General features: G+C 51.5%; 15 protein-coding genes and 1 riboswitch. Of the genes, 13 read left to right on the top strand and 2 right to left on the bottom strand.

From position 1 onward, the window contains the following. Positions 1 to 263 precede the first annotated feature (263 nt). The 10 genes from argC (at position 264) to ABID13_RS02595 (ending at position 11667) form a co-directional block, all read left to right on the top strand. Positions 264 to 1304, top strand: a complete 1041-nt coding sequence (gene argC, locus ABID13_RS02550; protein ID WP_048929855.1) for an N-acetyl-gamma-glutamyl-phosphate reductase — start codon at positions 264 to 266, stop codon at positions 1302 to 1304. A 50-nt stretch (positions 1305 to 1354) separates the two neighbouring features. Next, positions 1355 to 1819 carry a GNAT family N-acetyltransferase gene (locus ABID13_RS02555; protein ID WP_007860768.1) on the top strand — a complete coding sequence of 155 codons (465 nt, stop codon included), beginning with the start codon at positions 1355 to 1357 and terminating at the stop codon, positions 1817 to 1819. Between the two features lie 72 nt (positions 1820 to 1891). Continuing rightward, positions 1892 to 3136: a bifunctional glutamate N-acetyltransferase/amino-acid acetyltransferase ArgJ gene (argJ, locus tag ABID13_RS02560; RefSeq protein ID WP_007860767.1), complete on the top strand. Its 1245-nt coding sequence runs from the start codon at positions 1892 to 1894 to the stop codon at positions 3134 to 3136. A gap of 177 nt (positions 3137 to 3313) precedes the next feature. After that, positions 3314 to 4204 (top strand): acetylglutamate kinase, encoded by an 891-nt coding sequence (gene argB, locus ABID13_RS02565; protein WP_007860765.1) that lies wholly within the window; start codon positions 3314 to 3316, stop codon positions 4202 to 4204. Next, the gene (locus ABID13_RS02570) at positions 4197 to 5438 is read left to right on the top strand and encodes an aspartate aminotransferase family protein (protein ID WP_045092859.1); all 1242 of its coding nucleotides are present in this window, start codon (positions 4197 to 4199) and stop codon (positions 5436 to 5438) included. The genes argB and ABID13_RS02570 overlap by 8 nt, the downstream gene beginning before the upstream one ends. A gap of 278 nt (positions 5439 to 5716) precedes the next feature. After that, positions 5717 to 7147, top strand: coding sequence for an efflux RND transporter periplasmic adaptor subunit (locus ABID13_RS02575; protein ID WP_048929854.1), 1431 nt, complete (start codon positions 5717 to 5719; stop codon positions 7145 to 7147). Positions 7148 to 7160: 13 nt separating this feature from the next. Then, complete coding sequence (locus tag ABID13_RS02580) at positions 7161 to 8063, top strand: ABC transporter ATP-binding protein (RefSeq protein WP_007860758.1); 903 nt, start codon at positions 7161 to 7163, stop codon at positions 8061 to 8063. After that, complete coding sequence (locus ABID13_RS02585; RefSeq protein ID WP_045092861.1) at positions 8053 to 9267, top strand: ABC transporter permease; 1215 nt, start codon at positions 8053 to 8055, stop codon at positions 9265 to 9267. The genes ABID13_RS02580 and ABID13_RS02585 overlap by 11 nt, the downstream gene beginning before the upstream one ends. Positions 9268 to 9314: 47 nt before the next feature. Further along, positions 9315 to 10538: a TolC family protein gene (locus ABID13_RS02590; protein WP_048929853.1), complete on the top strand. Its 1224-nt coding sequence runs from the start codon at positions 9315 to 9317 to the stop codon at positions 10536 to 10538. Position 10539: 1 nt separating this feature from the next. Next, positions 10540 to 11667 (top strand): hypothetical protein, encoded by a 1128-nt coding sequence (locus ABID13_RS02595; RefSeq protein WP_053095350.1) that lies wholly within the window; start codon positions 10540 to 10542, stop codon positions 11665 to 11667. An 18-nt stretch (positions 11668 to 11685) separates the two neighbouring features. Here the strand turns inward: ABID13_RS02595 and ABID13_RS02600 are convergent, their stop codons facing one another. Together ABID13_RS02600 and ABID13_RS02605 are read right to left on the bottom strand one after the other, a co-directional pair. Beyond that, complete coding sequence (locus tag ABID13_RS02600) at positions 11686 to 12384, bottom strand: response regulator (protein WP_007860752.1); 699 nt, start codon at positions 12382 to 12384, stop codon at positions 11686 to 11688. Beyond that, complete coding sequence (locus tag ABID13_RS02605) at positions 12377 to 13936, bottom strand: ATP-binding protein (protein WP_007860751.1); 1560 nt, start codon at positions 13934 to 13936, stop codon at positions 12377 to 12379. The genes ABID13_RS02600 and ABID13_RS02605 overlap by 8 nt, the downstream gene beginning before the upstream one ends. 330 nt (positions 13937 to 14266) lie before the next feature. Here ABID13_RS02605 and ABID13_RS02610 point away from each other — a divergent pair, with 330 nt between their 5' ends. From ABID13_RS02610 to ABID13_RS02620, 3 genes are all read left to right on the top strand, one after another. Further along, on the top strand, positions 14267 to 15559 hold the full coding sequence (locus ABID13_RS02610; RefSeq protein ID WP_007860750.1) for a TrkH family potassium uptake protein: 1293 nt from the start codon (positions 14267 to 14269) through the stop codon (positions 15557 to 15559). A 162-nt stretch (positions 15560 to 15721) separates the two neighbouring features. Beyond that, a complete protein-coding gene (locus ABID13_RS02615; RefSeq protein WP_040415718.1) occupies positions 15722 to 16390 on the top strand; it encodes a potassium channel family protein in 669 nt (222 codons plus the stop codon). A gap of 639 nt (positions 16391 to 17029) precedes the next feature. Continuing rightward, a riboswitch (purine riboswitch) is annotated at positions 17030 to 17125 on the top strand. Positions 17126 to 17287: 162 nt separating this feature from the next. Next, positions 17288 to 18562, top strand: coding sequence for an amidohydrolase family protein (locus ABID13_RS02620; RefSeq protein ID WP_045092924.1), 1275 nt, complete (start codon positions 17288 to 17290; stop codon positions 18560 to 18562). Positions 18563 to 18675: the final 113 nt, after the last annotated feature.

An 18675-nucleotide genomic window follows, 5' to 3' on the forward strand; every position in this document is an offset into this window, starting at 1 on the left:
AATTGAACTTTCATAAATATACAACATTATGCAGGAAAATGCAAGCACTAAAATAAAAATTTTAAAAAATGTTGCATATTATGCATTTGTAATGTATAATTATGAAAATCAAGAGAAACACGGTGAAAAGCCGGTCCTAAAAGATACTTTCCTTTTGTGGGAAAAGTTACTATAATTAGGGTATTGGTGTATTTTCCGGTTAAGAAGACGAGTTATTCTGAGCAGTTACAAATACTTTATAAATATGTATAAGGAGAATGGATATGGTTAAGGCAGGAATCATCGGTTCCACAGGATATGCAGGAGGAGAGCTGGCAAGGCTTCTGCTTCAGAGGGATGACATAGAGATCAAATGGTATGGCTCCAGAAGCTACATCGGGCAAAGTTATGCATCCTTATACCAGAATATGTTCCGGATCGTGGACGCGGACTGCATGGATGATAATATGAAGGAACTGGCCGGGCAGGTGGATGTGATCTTTACCGCAACGCCCCAGGGGCTGTGCGCTTCCCTGGTGGATGAGGACATTTTATCAAAGGCAAAGGTGATCGACCTGAGCGCTGACTTCAGGATCAAGGATGTTGCCGTTTATGAAAAGTGGTATAAACTCACCCATGGGTCGCCACAGTTTATTGAGGAGGCCGTGTACGGTCTTCCTGAGATCAACAGGGAGAAGATAAAGAAAGCCAGGATCATTGCCAATCCGGGATGTTTTCCCACCTGTTCCTTCTTATCCGCATACCCCCTTGTTAAAGAAGGGCTGATCGACCCCAATACCCTGATCATTGATGCCAAGTCAGGGACCTCCGGAGCGGGCAGGGGCGCAAAGGTGGACAGTCTGTACTGTGAGGTGAATGAGAATATTAAGGCATACGGCGTGGGATCCCACAGACACACGCCGGAGATCGAGGAGCAGCTGTCCTATGCTGCAGGGAAGCCGGTGACCATCAGCTTTACTCCCCACCTGGTGCCCATGAACCGTGGGATCCTGGTAACCGCCTACGCTTCCCTGACAAAGGAAGTTACCTATGAGCAAGTAAGGGCAGCCTACGACAAGTATTATAAGGAAGAATATTTTGTCCGTGTGCTGGACAGGGATGTGGTGCCCCAGACCCGATGGGTGGAGGGAAGCAATTTTGCAGATGTGAATTTTAAGATCGATCCAAGAACAAACCGCATTGTGATCATGGGAGCAATTGACAATATGGTCAAAGGCGCCGCGGGCCAGGCCGTCCAGAACATGAACCTGATGTTCGGATTGCCGGAGAATACGGGGCTTAAGCAGATTCCGGCATTTCCCTAAGAAGGAAATCGGAACGGGTTTGAAATTTCCATAGAAAGGGAATGCTTATCATGGCAGGAACAATGGATATCCTCATCCGGGAGATGACGATCGAGGATTACGAACAGGTCTATGAGCTTTGGACAGATATCAAAGGCTTTGGGATCAGAAGCATTGACGATTCCCGGGAGGGGGTGGAGCGTTTCCTTAAAAGAAACCCGACCACCAGCGTGGTAGCTGTCCAGAATGGACTGATCATCGGAAATATCCTCTGCGGGCATGACGGAAGGACCGGTTGCTTTTACCATGTGTGTGTGGCTCCGGGGTACAGGAAGCATGGAATCGGATACCGTATGGTCCGGACAGCCATGGAAGCCCTTCAGCGTGAAGGGGTGAGCAAGATCAGCCTGATCGCATTTAAAAACAATGAGGTGGGAAACGCCTTCTGGCAGGGGATTGGATGGACCGAGAGAGAAGATGTCAACAGTTATGAATTTATTTTAAATGAGGAAAATATAACGCGTTTTGTGCGCTGACACGGCTGTGGCCGCGGTTACCAAAGATATTGGAAATCGCTGCATAAGCGGAATAAACGGAGGAATCAAGTGATGAGCGGAAATGTGGATGGAATCAGGAAGATAGCAGGCGGTGTGACTGCTGCCAAAGGATTTAAGGCAGCATCCACTGCGGCAGGGATCAAATACAGGGACAGAAAGGATATGGCCCTGATCTACAGCGAGGCGCCCTGTAAGTCGGCGGGTACATTTACCAGCAATATTGTGAAGGCAGCTCCTGTGAAATGGGATAAGAACCAGGTTACCGGCAATGTGCCGGCCCGTACCGTTGTTATCAACGCGGGCATTGCAAATGCATGCACCGGTGAGGAAGGCATGGGATACTGCAGCCAGACTGCGGATGCAGCCGCAGCAGTGCTGGGTATTCCGGCAGAGAGCGTGCTGGTGGCTTCCACCGGAGTGATCGGAAAGCAGCTGCCCATGGATAAGATCAAGGCGGGCATCGAGGCCATGGCGCCTTTACTGGACGGCGGGACGGACAGCGGGACGGAGGCATCCAAAGCCATTATGACCACGGATACTAAGAATAAGGAAGTGGCCGTACAGTTTGAGCTGGGCGGGGTTACCGTGACTATGGGCGGGATGTGCAAGGGCTCAGGCATGATCCATCCCAACATGTGCACCATGCTCAGCTTTGTGACCACGGACGCGGCGATCAGCAAGGAAATGCTCCAGGAAGCCCTCAGTGAGGACATTAAGGATACATATAATATGATCTCCGTGGACGGTGATACCTCCACCAATGACACAGTGCTCCTTCTGGCCAACGGACTGGCAGGGAATGAGGAGATAAGGGAAAAGAACAGTGATTATCAGGTGTTCTGCAAGGCGCTTAACTATATCAATGAAACTCTGGCCAAGAAAATGGCCGGGGACGGCGAGGGATGCACGGCCCTGTTTGAGGTGACCATTGTGGGCGCAAAGACAAAGGACCAGGCCAAGGTGCTGGCCAAATCCGTCATCACCTCCAGCCTGACCAAGGCTGCCATCTTTGGCCATGACGCCAACTGGGGCAGGATCCTCTGTGCCATGGGGTATTCCGGAGCCAGCTTTGACCCGGAAAAGGTGGATCTGTTCTTTAAGAGCGCTGCCGGTGAAATGCAGATCATAAAGGACGGCGTGGCCGTGGACTACAGCGAGGAGCAGGCCACAAAGATACTGTCCCAGCCCCAGGTCACCGCAGTGGCGGATATCAAGATGGGAGATGCCCAGGCAACGGCATGGGGGTGTGACCTGACTTTGGACTATGTGAAGATCAACGCGGATTACAGGTCTTAAGCGGCCAAGCGGAGATGTCATGTATCGCACGTAAGAGACCAAAACACGGTCTCTAAGTGCTCATAACGAGCCACTCCACTAGGTTCGTAAGATACCTCACCAAGTGGAGCTGTCATGTATCGCACGTAAGAGACCAGAGTACGGTCTCTAAGTGCTCATAACGAGGAGGAGAATGAGATGAATTTGGAACCGATGCAGAAAGCGGCTGTGCTGATTGAGGCACTGCCTTATATCCAGAGGTTTAACAGGAAGATCGTGGTTGTCAAGTACGGCGGCAGCGCCATGCTGGATGAAGAACTGAAGAAAAAGGTGATCCAGGATGTGGTGCTTTTAAAGCTGGTAGGCTTTAAGCCCATTATTGTCCACGGCGGGGGCAAGGAAATAAGCAAATGGGTAAATAAGGTGGGTATGGAGGCCCAGTTTATCAATGGGCTCAGGGTCACGGATGAACCTACCATGGAAATAGCGGAGATGGTGCTGAACAAAGTGAATAAAAGCCTGGTCCAGCTGGTTAATGAGCTGGGCATCAAGGCGGTGGGGATCAGCGGCAAGGACGGCATGATGCTGAAGTGCCATAAGAAGTATTCAGGGGGCGAGGACATCGGATACGTGGGCGAGGTGGAGAAGGTCGATCCCAAGATCATTTATGACCTGCTGGAAAAGGATTTCCTGCCCATCATATGTCCCATTGGGTTTGATGACGAGTTCTTAAGCTATAATGTGAATGCGGATGACGCTGCTTGTGCCATTGCAACCGCAGTACAGGCGGAAAAGCTGGCATTCCTCACGGATGTGGAGGGAGTTTATAAGGACTTTGACGACAAAGAGTCCCTGATCTCCGAAATGACGGTGCAGGAGGCGCAGAGCTTTGTGAGCAGCGGAATGCTGGGAGGCGGAATGCTTCCAAAACTCCAGAACTGCATCAATGCCATAACCAGCGGGGTATCACGGGTACATATACTGGACGGCCGCATCCCGCACTGCCTGCTGCTGGAGATTTTCACGGACCGGGGCATTGGGACCGCCATATTTAATTCTGAGGAAGATGAGAGGTACTATCATGGCTGACAAACAGTTGATCGACCGGGCGGAACACGCCCTTTATAAGACGTATAACCGTTTTCCTGTGGTGTTTGACCACGGACAGGGCGTAAAGCTTTACGACACAGAGGGCAATGAATACCTGGATTTTGGCGCGGGAATTGCCGTTATGGGGCTGGGATATGGGGATGAGGAGTATACAAAGGCGGTGGAAGAGCAGCTTCACAAGCTGACCCATATATCCAATCTGTTTTACAACCAGCCGGCAGTGGAGGCTGGGGAGAAGCTGTTAAAGGTATCCCGGATGGATAAGGTATTCTTTACCAACAGCGGGACAGAGGCCATTGAAGGCGCCTTAAAGATTGCTAAGCGTTATCACTATAACAAACTCCATGAATCCATGGGAGATGGGGCTGAGGGATGTGAGGACGTGGATGCGGACATGACCGGTGAGATCATTGCCATGAACCACTCGTTCCACGGGCGCAGCCTGGGGGCCTTGTCTGTTACCGGCAATGCCCATTATCAGGAGCCCTTTAAGCCCCTGGTTCCCGGCATCCGTTTTGCGGATTTTAATAATCTGGACAGCGTCAAGGCATTGATCAATGACAAGACCTGCGCGGTCATCATGGAGACTATCCAGGGAGAGGGAGGTATTTACCCTGCAGAGGAAGGGTTTATAAAGGGCGTCCGGGCCCTCTGTGATGAACATGACCTGCTTTTGATCCTGGATGAGATACAGTGTGGTATGGGGCGGTCAGGTGAAATGTTCGCATGGCAGCATTACGGCGTGAAGCCGGATGTGATGACCGTGGCAAAGGCCCTTGGAAACGGCCTTCCCGTGGGCGCATTCCTGGCCCGGGGCAAGGCGGCGGACGCCATGGTGCCCGGTGATCACGGGACCACCTACGGGGGGAATCCCCTGGTGACAGCGGGTGCAAGCGCGGTGCTGGATCTATTTGAAAAGCGCCACATGGTGGAGCATGTGAGGAAAATAGGCGCTTACCTGGCTGAAAAGCTGGATGGATTGGTAAATGAATTTGATGTGGTAAAAGAACGCCGGGGAATGGGCCTGATCCAGGGACTGGAATTTGCCGGTCCGGTGGGTCCCGTGGTGTCCGGCGCACTGTTGGAACAAAGGCTTGTGCTCATCAGCGCGGGAGCCGACATCATACGTTTTGTACCGCCTCTGGTGATCCGGGAGGGGGATGTGGACGAGATGATCCTGAGACTTAGACGGGCGATTAAGGCCTCATTTTAGAGGAAAGAGATGATAAGAGAAATGCTTCGGGAAAAGAATGATCTTCCCGGAGCATTTCTTTTTCCACTTTTATTAGGCTGCCTTAAGTAATTCTTTCGTTTTCATTTATAAATTGTTATGAAAATACTGGATGAAATATTTAGCCCAACCCTCTATAATGGCCTTATGGAATGAACAAAGAAAGGCATTATGTTTATTTTTCTTGTAGCATAGTAAGAAATGTGATATAACTGTATTAATATAAATAGTACAGTAAAGAATGGATTCAGGAGGGCGGCATGGAGCGTGAGAAAAGAACAGAGGATGTGGATTTGGATGCCATACAGGCTGAGATGAAAGAATCAGAGGAGATAGACCGCAGGGTGGAGGCGTTAATGGCGCCTGAGGAAGATGGAGGAAACGGTAAGAAAAAGAAAAAAAGAAAGAAAAATAAAGGAGAAAACGGATATTCGGAAAAACAGGGTCTGATAAAACGGATCAAGGGATGGAGCCGCAGACGCAAGATCATTACAGCAGCGGTTATTGTGATCGCAGCCGTGTTCATAAGTTCCCGGTTTGGGGGAAGCAGCAAGAACACGGGGATGATGGTGGATGTCCTTCCTTTGTCAAAGCAGTCCATACAGGAAAAGCTGTCCTTAAGCGGCCCGGTGTCCGGGACGGACAGCGTGGATGTTGTATCCAATATCCATGCCGAGATCACGGCCATGAATGTAAAGGAGGGCGACCAGGTCCATAAGGACCAGGTGCTGGCAGTGCTGGACAGCACGGACCTGGAGCGGGAAGTGCGGATTGCCCAGAACGCCTATGACCTGGCAGTGAATAACAAGCAGGAAAAGGATAAGGAAGCTGCTCTGGGATATGAGAAAGCGGTACAGGATTTCCAGAAGGCCGGCATGGACCACAGCCGCAACAGCCAGCTGTTTGCCACCGGGGATATTTCCCAGATGGATCTGGAGGCCAGCGCCAATGCGTTAAATGATGCAAAGCGCACCATGGATGGCTATACGGTGGTCAATGGAAAGGGCGTGGCGGATAAGTCATATGAACTTCAGATAGAAAATGCCCGGTATGACCTGGAAAAGAAGATGGAAGAACTGGAAAATACCCAGATCAAAAGTACCATTGACGGTACGGTCGTCAGGGTCAATTCCAAGGTGGGTCAGTTTGCCGACAAGGTGGAAGATGACAAACCTATATTCAGCATAGAGAACCTGGAACAATTGGAACTGGAGATCAAGGTCAGCGAGTTCTCCATCGGAAAGGTAAAGGTGGGACAGTCGGCTGTGATCAGCGCAGACATCCTGGACGGCGGCACGGTAAACGGCGAGGTGATCAAGATATCGCCCACCGGCGAGGAAAAGGGAGGCGGCTCCACGGAGCGGGTCATCCCCACTACCATCCGTGTGGATGGGCAGGACACAAAGCTGATCGCCGGCATTACAGCCAAGGCGGAACTGCTGATCAAGGAGTCGGAGGATGCATTTGTGGTTCCGACAACCGCCCTTCTGGATGACGGGGACACTACATATATTGCCATTGTGCAGGATTTGAAGGTCAAGCGCATACCGGTTACCATTGGCGTGGACGGTGATGTGTTAGTGGAAGTGATACCAACGGACGATACGGTACTGGAAGAGGGCATGCAGGTCATCCAGAATCCCAATCCCATGATGGTGGATGGCGCGGATGTGATCGTGCGCCCGCAGTAGCAGGAGGCGTCCAATGAAAATAGACAAAATAAAACAGGGCTTTCAAAAGGGATTTACCCAGGGATATACATATAAAAAAATCACTTTCCGCCTGGCGCCGCACATACACCCGGCCTGGCTCAGGCGGCTGCTCCTTCCCCTTCATGCCCCGCACCAGGAGGCCGGGGACGGTCCCCTGCTCAAGCTGGAAAACCTGGTAAAGATATATGATACCGGAGCCATCAAGGTTCTGGGACTTAAGAAGATCAACCTCACCATAGACCGGGGCGAGTTTGTGGCCATTATGGGGCATTCCGGTTCTGGAAAATCCACCCTTATGAATATTCTGGGGTGCCTGGACCGCCCTACGCTGGGACATTATTACCTGGATGGCGTGGATGTGGCGGAGATGACACCGGATGAGCTGTCCGATATCAGGAACCGGAAGATAGGGTTTGTGTTCCAGTCCTTTAACCTGATTTCCAGGACATCGGCTCTTAAAAATGTGGAGCTGCCCATGACTTATGCCAGGGTACCAAAGGCAAAGCGTCTCCAGAGGGCCGGAATGCTGCTGGAACGGGTGGGCCTGGGGACAAGACAGGACCATATGCCCAACGAGCTCTCAGGAGGACAGAGGCAGAGGGTGGCCATTGCAAGGGCTTTGGCCAACGAACCGCCCCTGATCCTGGCTGATGAGCCAACAGGCAACCTGGATACGGCTTCCTCCATTGAGATCATGGAGCTGTTCAGCCAGCTGCACCAGGAAGGGGCCACCGTGGTGGTGGTTACCCATGAGGAAGACATAGCCGCATTTGCGGACCGGGTTATCCGGTTCAGCGATGGGCAGATACAGAGCGACACGCTGAATGTCCATGGGGACGATTTCCATGGAACGCGTGCCTGCGGCTCCGGAAAGGAGGCAGAGGATGCTGATTGAGAATATGAAGATGGCATTTTCCGCCATCCGCGCAAACAAGATGCGTTCCGCCCTCACCATGCTGGGCATTATAATCGGTATTGGTTCTGTTATATCCATTGTATCCATTGGGGATACCATGAGAGGGCTTTTTGCAGACCTGTACAAGGACGTGGGCATTACCCAGGCATATGTATCCGTTGGTTACTGGCTGGATGATGTAAGGCAGAGCGATTATTTTACATTAGATGAGATGGAGCGGGCCAGGGAGGCATTCAAAGATGAAGTCGCTTACATTGACAGCAGCGCCTATACCAGCGCTGACGCCAGTTACAAGCGTACCAAGATCAAGTTTGAGTTTCAGGGGATTGACTATAATTACCAGGATGTACAGCCGGTGAACATGGTTTACGGCCGGTATCTGAATGAGGGAGATATACTTGGCAGGAAGAAAAATGCGGTCATGGACACGGACAGCGCCCTGAAGCTCTTTGGCATAGAGAATGCAGTGGGAAAATCATTCCGCACCACCATATACGGCAGCACGGAGGATTTTACAGTGGTGGGCGTGTACCGGAAGAATGTCAATGCCTTCCAGGCACTGATGATGGGCGGCAGCAACAGCGATAAAGGGGCTGCGTTCATACCATATACCCTTCTCACCTGGCCCAATGACTATTTCTACCAGCTTCACGTATATGCCAAGGATGATGTGAACCTGGACCAGTTCTTTGAACAGTTTAAGGCATATGCGGCCAAGATGCACGGCAGGCAGGCGGAGGATATGTACATGTACACGGCCATGCAGGAGATGACCTCGGTGGATGCCATGATGGGAGGCCTGTCCATGGCAGTTGGCGGTATTGCAGCCATTTCCCTTCTGGTAGGCGGCATCGGCATCATGAATATCATGCTGGTATCCGTTACGGAGCGGACCAGGGAGATCGGTATCAGAAAGGCCCTGGGAGCCAGGACGCAGGATGTGCTGATCCAGTTTCTCACAGAGTCGGCAATCCTGTCGGCCTGCGGCGGGATCATAGGCGTGGTCATGGGCGTGGGGCTTGTGTCCCTGGGAGGCCTGGCACTGGGAATGCCGGTCATTATAAAGCCGGGAGTCATCCTTGTGGCCGTATCCTTTTCAGCGGTGGTGGGTATTTTCTTTGGACTTTATCCCGCGTCCAAGGCAGCTAAGTCAGACCCCATTGACGCGCTGCGCTATGAGTAACAGGAAGGTAACAGAAGAAAGGTTTTTATTAGAAAAGAGGTTTGTTAATGATAGATAACAGCAGGAAGGACAAAAGGAGGATCCGGGCGCGCCTGAGACATCATGGCACCTGTCTTGGCGCCATGTTTCTGGCGGTGTCCGTCAGTGCAGCGGCACCGTTTACTGCCTGGGCCAGTCCGGAGTTTGCCTATACTGGGGAAAAGTGGGCGTCCCTTCGCGACAATGTGCTGGAATATGATGAATTGGCGGACCTGATTCATGAGTATAATGTGACTGTGATCAATAACAGGATAGAGTATGACGAGTACAGGGGCAAGGACCATGACGATATGAAAAATGCCTATCAGGACATGGCGGATAAGCTTTACGATTCCAGTGATAAGATGATGGACGCCACGGACGAGGACCAGCCTGGATACGGCAGTATGGCGGCGGGTGCGATCGGCGCCCGGCTTCAGGCCGAGCAGAACCAGGACATGGCGGATTCCCAGAACGAAGACGGCTATGTAAAGAAACTGGAATATGACAGGCAGGAGGCATCCCTTGTAAAGGAAGCCCAGGCCAAGATGAACTCCTATTGGCAGAAATTTAAAGCAATGCCCGCCCTTGAGGAAGCGGCAGCCACAGCCCTTTCCCAGTATCAGTCAGCGGCAGTGAAAGCAGGCCAGGGCATGGTGACCCAGGCTGAGCTTCTGTCCGCCCAGGAGAAGGCGGAAGCAGCCCAGGCGGCAATCCAGACCAATGAAAAGGAGATGGACGCCCTCCGCAGGGAACTGTGCGTTATGACGGGCTGGAGCTATGATGCCCGGCCGGATATTCAGGAGATCGTTGTACCTGATTCCGGTGAGGTGGATTCCATTGATCTGGCAGCTGATAAGGAAAGAGCCAAAACCACCAATTATACCCAGGCGGCCAACGAACGCCGCCTGAAATATACCGGTGTGGGAAACCAGTATGATGTGATGGAGCGCAAGGTAGAAAGCGGACGCCGGCAGATTGAGGCGGATGTGGAAGCCAAGTATAAGCTTTTAAAACAGGCTCAGGCAGACTATGACCAGACACGGGGGGAGCTGGAGCTGGCGGTGAGAAATGCCCAGGCAGCTGAACGCCGCTACAGCCTTGGCACTATTTCCAGAAACGAGTACCTGCAGCAGCGGGACGGGCTGGCATCCAAACAGTCTTCAAATGATGTGGCCGGACTCAGGTTCAGACAGGCCATGGAGGATTACCGGTGGGCTGTGAATGGACTGGCGCAGACGGAGGGAGCATGATATGGTCAGGATCAGACGAATCGTTCCGGCATTGATGAGCGCCTGCCTGGCATTTTCCGCGGCAGGGGCTGTGAGCAGTAGTGGCCAGACGGCCTGGGGAGCCCAGGTCATCCAGTACAGCGATTTGCCGGAGTTGGTAAAAACCTATTCTCCCCAGGTCCAGATGGAGCGGACCCTGTATGAAACCAGGCTGGGACGTTATGAATCCGCAAGGGAAGAGATGATGGAAACAAGACGCCGCCTGCGGGAGGAAGCGGAGGATATGGAGAAAAATGGGGATTCCGATGGGGCAAGCAATTACAGGACCCAGGCAAAGGTCCTGGAGGAGGCTGCAAAGGATATGGATAAGCAGATCCGCTCAGCCAAGGGAAGTTCCAGCACCATGTCCCTGCGCAGGATGGAAGATACCATGATATGGACCGCCCAGAGCCTTATGGGGACTTACCACAGTCTCAGGGCAGAGCAGGAAGGCGCCCTTGCAGAAGCCGAGCTTATGCAGGGGAAATACGAGAAAGCAATGCGTCAGGCCGGCCTTGGAATGGTATCCCAGGCAGCGGCGGATGAGGCGGGAAAGGCAGCAACAGCGGCAGCCAACAAGGTACAGTCCCTTCAGGATGATATGGAGCGTGTCAGGAAGGAACTTCTGATGGTTACGGGATATCCCGGGGATTCCCAGGTCCAGATCGGCATGTTACCCGCTCCGGATCAGAGCCGTGTGGATGGGATCACCCTGGAGGCGGATAAGTGGAGAGCCCTTGGGAATAACTACGAACTGAGACAGCAGAGGGGCAGCTCTTCCGGCGGAACCATTAAAGAGCACCATGTCCGCCAACGGACAATAGAGGAGGGCGAAGCAACCATGTACGGCCAGATGGATACACTGTACCAAAATGTTCTGGCCGGACGCACCATGTGGCAGAGCGCTGTAACGGCCCAGGCAGCCCGGGAGGCAGAGTGGAAGGCCGCTTCCAACAAGATGGACCTGGGCATGCTCTCCAGACAGGAATACCTGGAAGCCAGATCATCCTATCTGGACGGGGCGGCAGCCAAGGCCCAGGCAGATGTGAATTTTCAGCAGGCCATGGATATGTATGACTGGGCGGTGAAGGGATTGATGGCCACTAACTGAATTCTGCCGGATGCTCCGTCACTGCCTGAGCATCCGGTATCCGACTCCCACGTGGGTCTGTATGTACTGGGGCTGTGACGGGGTTCTCTCGATTTTCTTCCTAAGCGAAGCCATAAATACCCGCAGGGAGGCCACATCCCCCTCCCAGGCAGCGCCCCAGATTTCCCTGGTGATATAGGAATGGGTCAGGACCTTGCCTACATTGTGGGCCAGGAGGCACAGGAGTTTGTATTCGTATGGGGTCAGGTGGAGCTCTTCACCGTCCAGGGTGGCATAGCCGGCCGCATAGTCGATAATCAGGCCTCCGTTGATAAAGGTGGAGGACTGATCCTCCTTCAGGCTCTGCATATAGCTGAGCCGCCTTTGGGTAGTGCGAAGCCTGGCCAGCAGCTCATCCACTGAGAAGGGTTTGGTGAGATAATCATCCGCACCAGCGTCCAGGGCAGCTATCTTGTCGTCATCCTCGCTTCTGGCGCTGATGACGATAATGGGGATCTTGGACCAGGAACGGATTTTCTTAATTACATCCACCCCGTCCATATCAGGCAGCCCCAGGTCCAGTAGTATAATATCGGGCCGCTGGGAAGCCGCGCTCAGGATTCCCTGCTCCCCCTTGTCAGCCCACATATAGTGGTAATCGTGCATCTCCAGGGTGGTGGCGATCAGGTTCTTGATCGCTTTGTCATCTTCTATGATCAATATTCCGGTTTTATTCATGGATGGAAACCTCCTCAGCAGGTAATGTGATCCGGAATATGCTTCCGGAAGGCGTGTGATCCAGAACCTCAATGGTTCCCTTGTGTGCATTCAGGATCGCCCTGCACAGGGGCAGCCCCAGGCCCATGCCGCGTTTTCCGTCAGCAGATTTGTAGCCTGTGGTATAGAACATCTGGAAAATCTTTTCTTTGGAATCATCCGGTATTCCCGGACCGTTATCCGTAACTTCAATAATAGCACAATTTCCCCTCTGATAACTTTTCACCGTAATATCAGAGTTTTCAGGGGTATATTTGATGGCGTTATCCACCAGGTTGGTGACCACCTGGATGATGAGTTGGGCGTCCACACTGACCAGGATATAATCTCCCTCCTGGGTCACCCGGACCTTGCGGCTTTCATGGCGCCTGTGAATATGGCGCATGGCTTCATCGATGATCTCCTCCAACAGTTCAGTCTCCATGTGCAGCTGTACAGCCCCGCCCTCTACCCTGGTAATGGAGAGCAGATTTTCCACCAGGCTGATAAGCCACATGGAATCATCATGGATATCCTTATATATACGCTGCCTGTGCTCATGGTCTAGGCTGTCCGCGTCATTCATAAGGACCCCGGCGTTGCCGGAAATGCTGGTAAGAGGGGTGCGCAGATCATGGGAAATGGAGCGCAGCAGATTGCTTCGGAACTGCTCTGCCTGGGCCATGGCTGCCTCCTCCTCCCTTTTGCGGGAGATGTATTCCTTTTCAAGGGCTGTGGCGCACTGGTTCAGGATCGCAATGGCCAGGCTGTTCTCAAAGTCGTCAGGAACCACAAGGCCAACCCGGATCCCCATTACTGCGTACACCAGGTCGCAGCTTTTTACCGGAAGATAGTGGAACGCGGCGGTGGACAGGATCTGTGTGGTAGCTCCTGTCTCGCAGTGCCCCATATAGCACTTCCTGGCAGCGGTCATTTCCTCCAGGGTCTCAGGAGAAGGTCCGCGGCTGTCGGGATGTTCTGAGAATTCCGTAAATCCCACAGGGGAACACAGTCCGCGTGCATCCGCCTGAAAGCAGGCAATGTCCCGTTTTAAAAGTTTGTTCAGCTGGATGGCCGCAGTTCTCAGAATATCCTCCTGGTTTCCGGCCTTTTGAAGCATCTGGCTGGTGTCCAGGATCACGCCGGAGCGGTAGGCATCCTGTCTGGATATGCGGGCATTTTCCTTGATCTGGACCGCGTAGGAGCTGGTAAAAACAGCGGCCAGGAATGTGATCAGCAGTGTAAGCTGCGTGCCCGCATCATCTGCTTTAAACGCAAACATGGGCTCTGTGAAGATATAGTTGAACAAAAGGATGCTGGCAAGGGAAGCGGCTGTGCTGTACCACCGGCTGGCGGTAAGGGCGGCCACAACCAGGACACCCAGGATATATACGGTAATGATATTAGTCTGCGGCAGGCCCATCTCCTCAAACAGGAACCCTAAGGCTGTTGACAGCGCCAGCACAGAAACCGTGATCATGGTGTCCGTGCATCTGGTATGCTTGAGCGTGTGCCCAATATGTAGTAACTTCATGGATCAAATGCCTCCTTTACAGTGAAGTGTACTCTCGGAGTCTCCGCGGCACCCATCTTTGCGGCTGATTTCCCGCCAGCCGCACATAAATTGATTCAATGTACACACCGTGTACGCCTCATAAATTTATGTACAACCGACAAAAAATCATCTCGCAAATCTGAGTACCAGGAAACTCCGAGAGTACACTGAAATAATTATAGCACAATCCCCAGGCAATCAACAGGGATTTGGATATTTCTTTACATAATCTTTATAGGCTGGCCCTTTCCATTATACCTGTTTTATGCCTTCCGTGATAAGCTTTAGCCAACAGGAGGAGTTGATGATATGAAATCCATAGAAAAACAAACCCCTGCCAGGATCATAGCATTGGGCTTTATGGCAGTGATCCTGACTGGGTCATTTCTCTTAATGCTGCCCGTGTGCGTGAAGCCGGGGGTCAATCTTCATTATGTGGACGCCCTGTTTACATCCACCAGCGCAGTATGTGTAACCGGACTGATCGCAGTGGACACCGCGGACACGTACACGGCCCTGGGTCAGGCCATTGTCGCCTTTCTGATACAGGTCGGCGGTCTGGGAGTGACATCCGTGGGAGTGGGCGTGATCCTGGCACTTGGACGCAGGGTGAACCTGAAGGAACGTCTGCTGATAAAAGAGGCCATGAACCTGGATTCGGGAAAAGGGATCGTATGCATTGTAAAGAATGTACTAAAGACCACCCTGTGTTTTGAGGGGGCGGGCGCTGTTCTCAGCTATCTTGTGTTTTCCAGGGATTATCCCCCTTTAAAGGCTCTGGGGATCAGCCTGTTCCATTCGGTGGCTGCATTTAACAATTCAGGCTTTGACATTCTGGGAGGGCTTCAGAATCTGACAGGGTATAAAGATAATATCCTGTTAAACCTTACCACCTCCGGCCTTATTATATTTGGCGGCCTGGGATTCCTGGTAATCATGGACATTGCGGGAAAACGTTCATTTAAAAAACTCTGTCTTCATTCCAAAGCAGTGATCGTCACTACTCTGATCCTGCTGGCAGTGGGGACCGTGCTGCTGCGGCTCACAGAGGACATCACATGGCTGGGCGCTTTTTTTACCAGTGTTTCAGCCAGAACAGCGGGATTTACCACATTTCCCTTAAGTGATTTTACCACGGCGGGACTTTTGACCGTTACTGTGCTGATGTTTATCGGTGCATCACCTGGGTCCACAGGAGGCGGGATCAAGACCAGCACCTTGTTTACTCTGTTCCACACCATAAAGGGAGCTGCCACCAACACCCAGCCCCATGCATTTCACTACAAGATACCCCAGGAGGCCTTTTATAAAGCCGCGATCGTGACAGCCCTGTCATCCCTGGTGGTGATCTCCGGTATTCTGTGCATGTGTGTGCTGGAACCGGGGCTTCCCTTTGAGGACATCATGCTGGAGATCACATCCGCCTTTGGCACCGTGGGACTGTCCACCGGCATCACACCCGGGCTGAGCCCCTTAAGCAAGCTGTTGGAGGTCCTGATCATGTACATCGGAAGGCTTGGACCATTGACAATTGTCACTATCTGGATTTTTAAGCCGGATACATCCGTATCCTTCCCTGAGGGAAGCATATCCATCGGATGAGTCCCATATCGCACGTAAGGGACCAAAGTACGGTCCCTAAGTGCTCATAGCGAGCCACTCCACTAGGCTTGTGGAAGACCGCGCCAAGTGGAGATGACATGCATCGCACGTAAGGGACCAAGGTACGGTCCCTAAGTGCTCATAACGAGGAGGAAAGTAATGATGGCACGTAAACAGGCAGAAGAACTGTCATATGGAATTATCGGATTAGGCCGCTTTGGAAGCGCCCTGGCGTCTACGCTGGCGGAAGCCGGAAAGGAGATCATGGTTCTGGACTGCAATGAGGAAAAGGTCAGGCAGATCCGCAATTTTACCGAGCATGCATATGTGGTAAAGGATTTGCAGAAGGAGACCCTCAGGGAAACCGGGATCCAGAACTGTGACGTGGTGGTGGTCTGTATCGGGGATAAGGTGGATGTGAGCATCCTTACGACCCTGAATGTGATCAATCTGGGGGTCCCCCAGGTGGTGGCCAAGGCCAATAGCCCGGAACAGGGAGAAATACTTGAAAAGATCGGAGCCCAGGTGGTGTATCCGGAAAAGGATATGGCCCTGCGCCTTGCAAAACGCCTTATTTCCAAAAGGGTATTTAATCTCTTTGAACTGGACCATAACATTGATATTTCGGAATTTAAGCTTACCTCCCGGCTGGCCGGACAGACGGTCCTGGAAGCACAGCTTCGCAACCGCTACGGCGTAAATATCATTGCCATCAGCCGCGGCGGATGGCTTACCACGGATATCACCCCGGATTATACCCTGGCGGAAGGAGATACCCTGGTGGTGATCGGGGAACGGGATAAAATAAAAAGGCTGGAAGATGCGCTGTAGAAATGCAGTATTGATATGGCGAAGAAAGCCAAAGGGTTATGGTAAGGCAAAACTACAAACTGTAAAAAATTCTTAAATAGATAGCTGAAATCTGTTATGATATAGACATAAAGAGGAACAACCGCCCACAAGGGGGTGACCTGATTATGAGTATAGAAAAACCACCCTCCAACCGGTCAAGTTTTGGGGTGGTTTTTCTATGTTAAGCTAGTGACAAATCAAATAAATGAATGTCAGCAATGCTAAAATAAACATTCCAAAAGCCATAAGGTCTTTAAAATCGAAATGTTTCATAGACATCACCTCCATCCTATGTAGAATGAAGGCCAACGCCACCCTGCAACACGATTGATCCCTAATTGCTTCTTGTAAACTGGCCTAAGAAGATGTGCAAATACCATATCGGTGCGGCCTGAACAGCGATATAAGCTGATCACACGGGACAAGTTGTTGTTAGAAAAAGGAATCGTTATACTTTTTTGAGAATATCGACAATTAACAAAGATTTTCTGTTTTATTCAAAGATTTATCAGAAAATTTATTCAAAATGTAGAAAATGCACAAAAAAGTGGCGGCGTATTGACATCCAGTTGTCTATTGTGATAGACTCAAAGTGTCAGAAGATGATACAACTAAATAGACGTATAAGTATTCAAAACTTATATATGCTCAAAATAGGTTGAGCGTTTCTACCAACTACCGTAATAGTTGACTATAAGTTTTCACATCTGGTACTGCCCGGGGCACTGGGGACAGACAGTTGTGAAACCTTAGGCACAGCGGTGGTTTTTTTGTATGTAAAAAATCATATAAAAGCCCGGGCCTGCCGCTGGTCAGGTGGATACAAGTATGTGTGCGGACAGCAAAACCGCACGCAATCCAGAACAGGAGGAGCATATGGCAGAGAATTTTGTATTAAAAGGCAATATCTGCTACAGCCAGGATGCCCAGACCCTTAAGATAGCAGAGCAGGGGTATGCGGTATGTATGGATGGCAGGTCAGCCGGAGTGTACAGAGAGCTTCCTGAGATGTATGCAGCATTACCCCTGACAGATTATGGAGACCGGCTGATCGTGCCGGGACTTGTGGACCTGCATCTCCATGCGCCACAGTATTCATTCAGGGGATTGGGCATGGATCTTGAACTGCTGGAATGGCTGAACACACGGACATTCCCGGAGGAAGCTAAGTACAAAGACAATGAATATGCAAAAAAAGCATATTCCATATTTGCGGATAACATGAAGCGCAGCGCGACAACAAGGGCATGTATATTTGCCACCCTTCACAGGGATGCCACGGAAATACTCATGGACCTGATGGAGGAAACAGGATTAAAGACCATGGTGGGAAAGGTGAATATGGACCGCAACAGCCCGGATTTCCTGGTGGAAGAAGGGCCGGAGGCATCAGCGGAAGAAACGATCAGATGGCTGGAGGACATTGAGGGCAGGTATAAGAACACAATGCCTATCCTCACACCCCGCTTTATTCCCACCTGTTCAGATGAACTCATGGAACGCCTGAAAGAGATCCAGGCCAGGTACGACCTGCCCATGCAGTCCCATCTGTCCGAAAACCGGGGGGAGATTTCATGGGTTCAGGAGCTTTGCCCATGGTCTGAGTTTTACGGTGATGCATATGACCATTTCGGACTCTTTGGAAATGGGGTAAGAACCATTATGGCCCACTGTGTGTGGCCGTCCCATGAGGAAGTGAGCCGGATGCGGGATAACGGCGTGTTTGTTGCCCATTGTCCCCAGTCCAACACCAACCTGTCATCGGGGATTGCGCCGGTCAGGACTTATCTGGACCAGGGGATCAGGGTGGGACTTGGCACGGATGTGGCCGGAGGCGTAGGGGAATCCATATTCCGGGCCATGGCAGATGCCGTCCAGGTGTCAAAACTTCGCTGGAGGCTGGTGGATGAAAGCCTGAAGCCGCTTACTGTGGAGGAGGCGTTCTACCTGGGAACCGTGGGAGGCGGAGCCTTCTTTGGAAAGGTGGGAAGCTTTGAGGAAGGATATGAGTTTGATGCAGTGGTTCTTAATGACCAGAGCCTTAAGCATCCCCAGCCATTAGGTGTTAAGGAACGGCTGGAGCGTTTTATCTATCTTTCAGATGAGCGCCATATTGATGCAAAGTATGTGTCGGGAAGCAATGTTTTCTAGGCACGATCTAACACTGTACCGTTCCATTAAAACTGAATATGTGTAAAGAGAACGAATAGGGGAAAACGTTCTTTATTATAGAAGTGAAACTATAGGTATTCAAATCAAGGAGG

The organism is Enterocloster citroniae, assembly GCF_040545455.1.
Lineage (GTDB): Bacteria > Bacillota > Clostridia > Lachnospirales > Lachnospiraceae > Enterocloster > Enterocloster citroniae.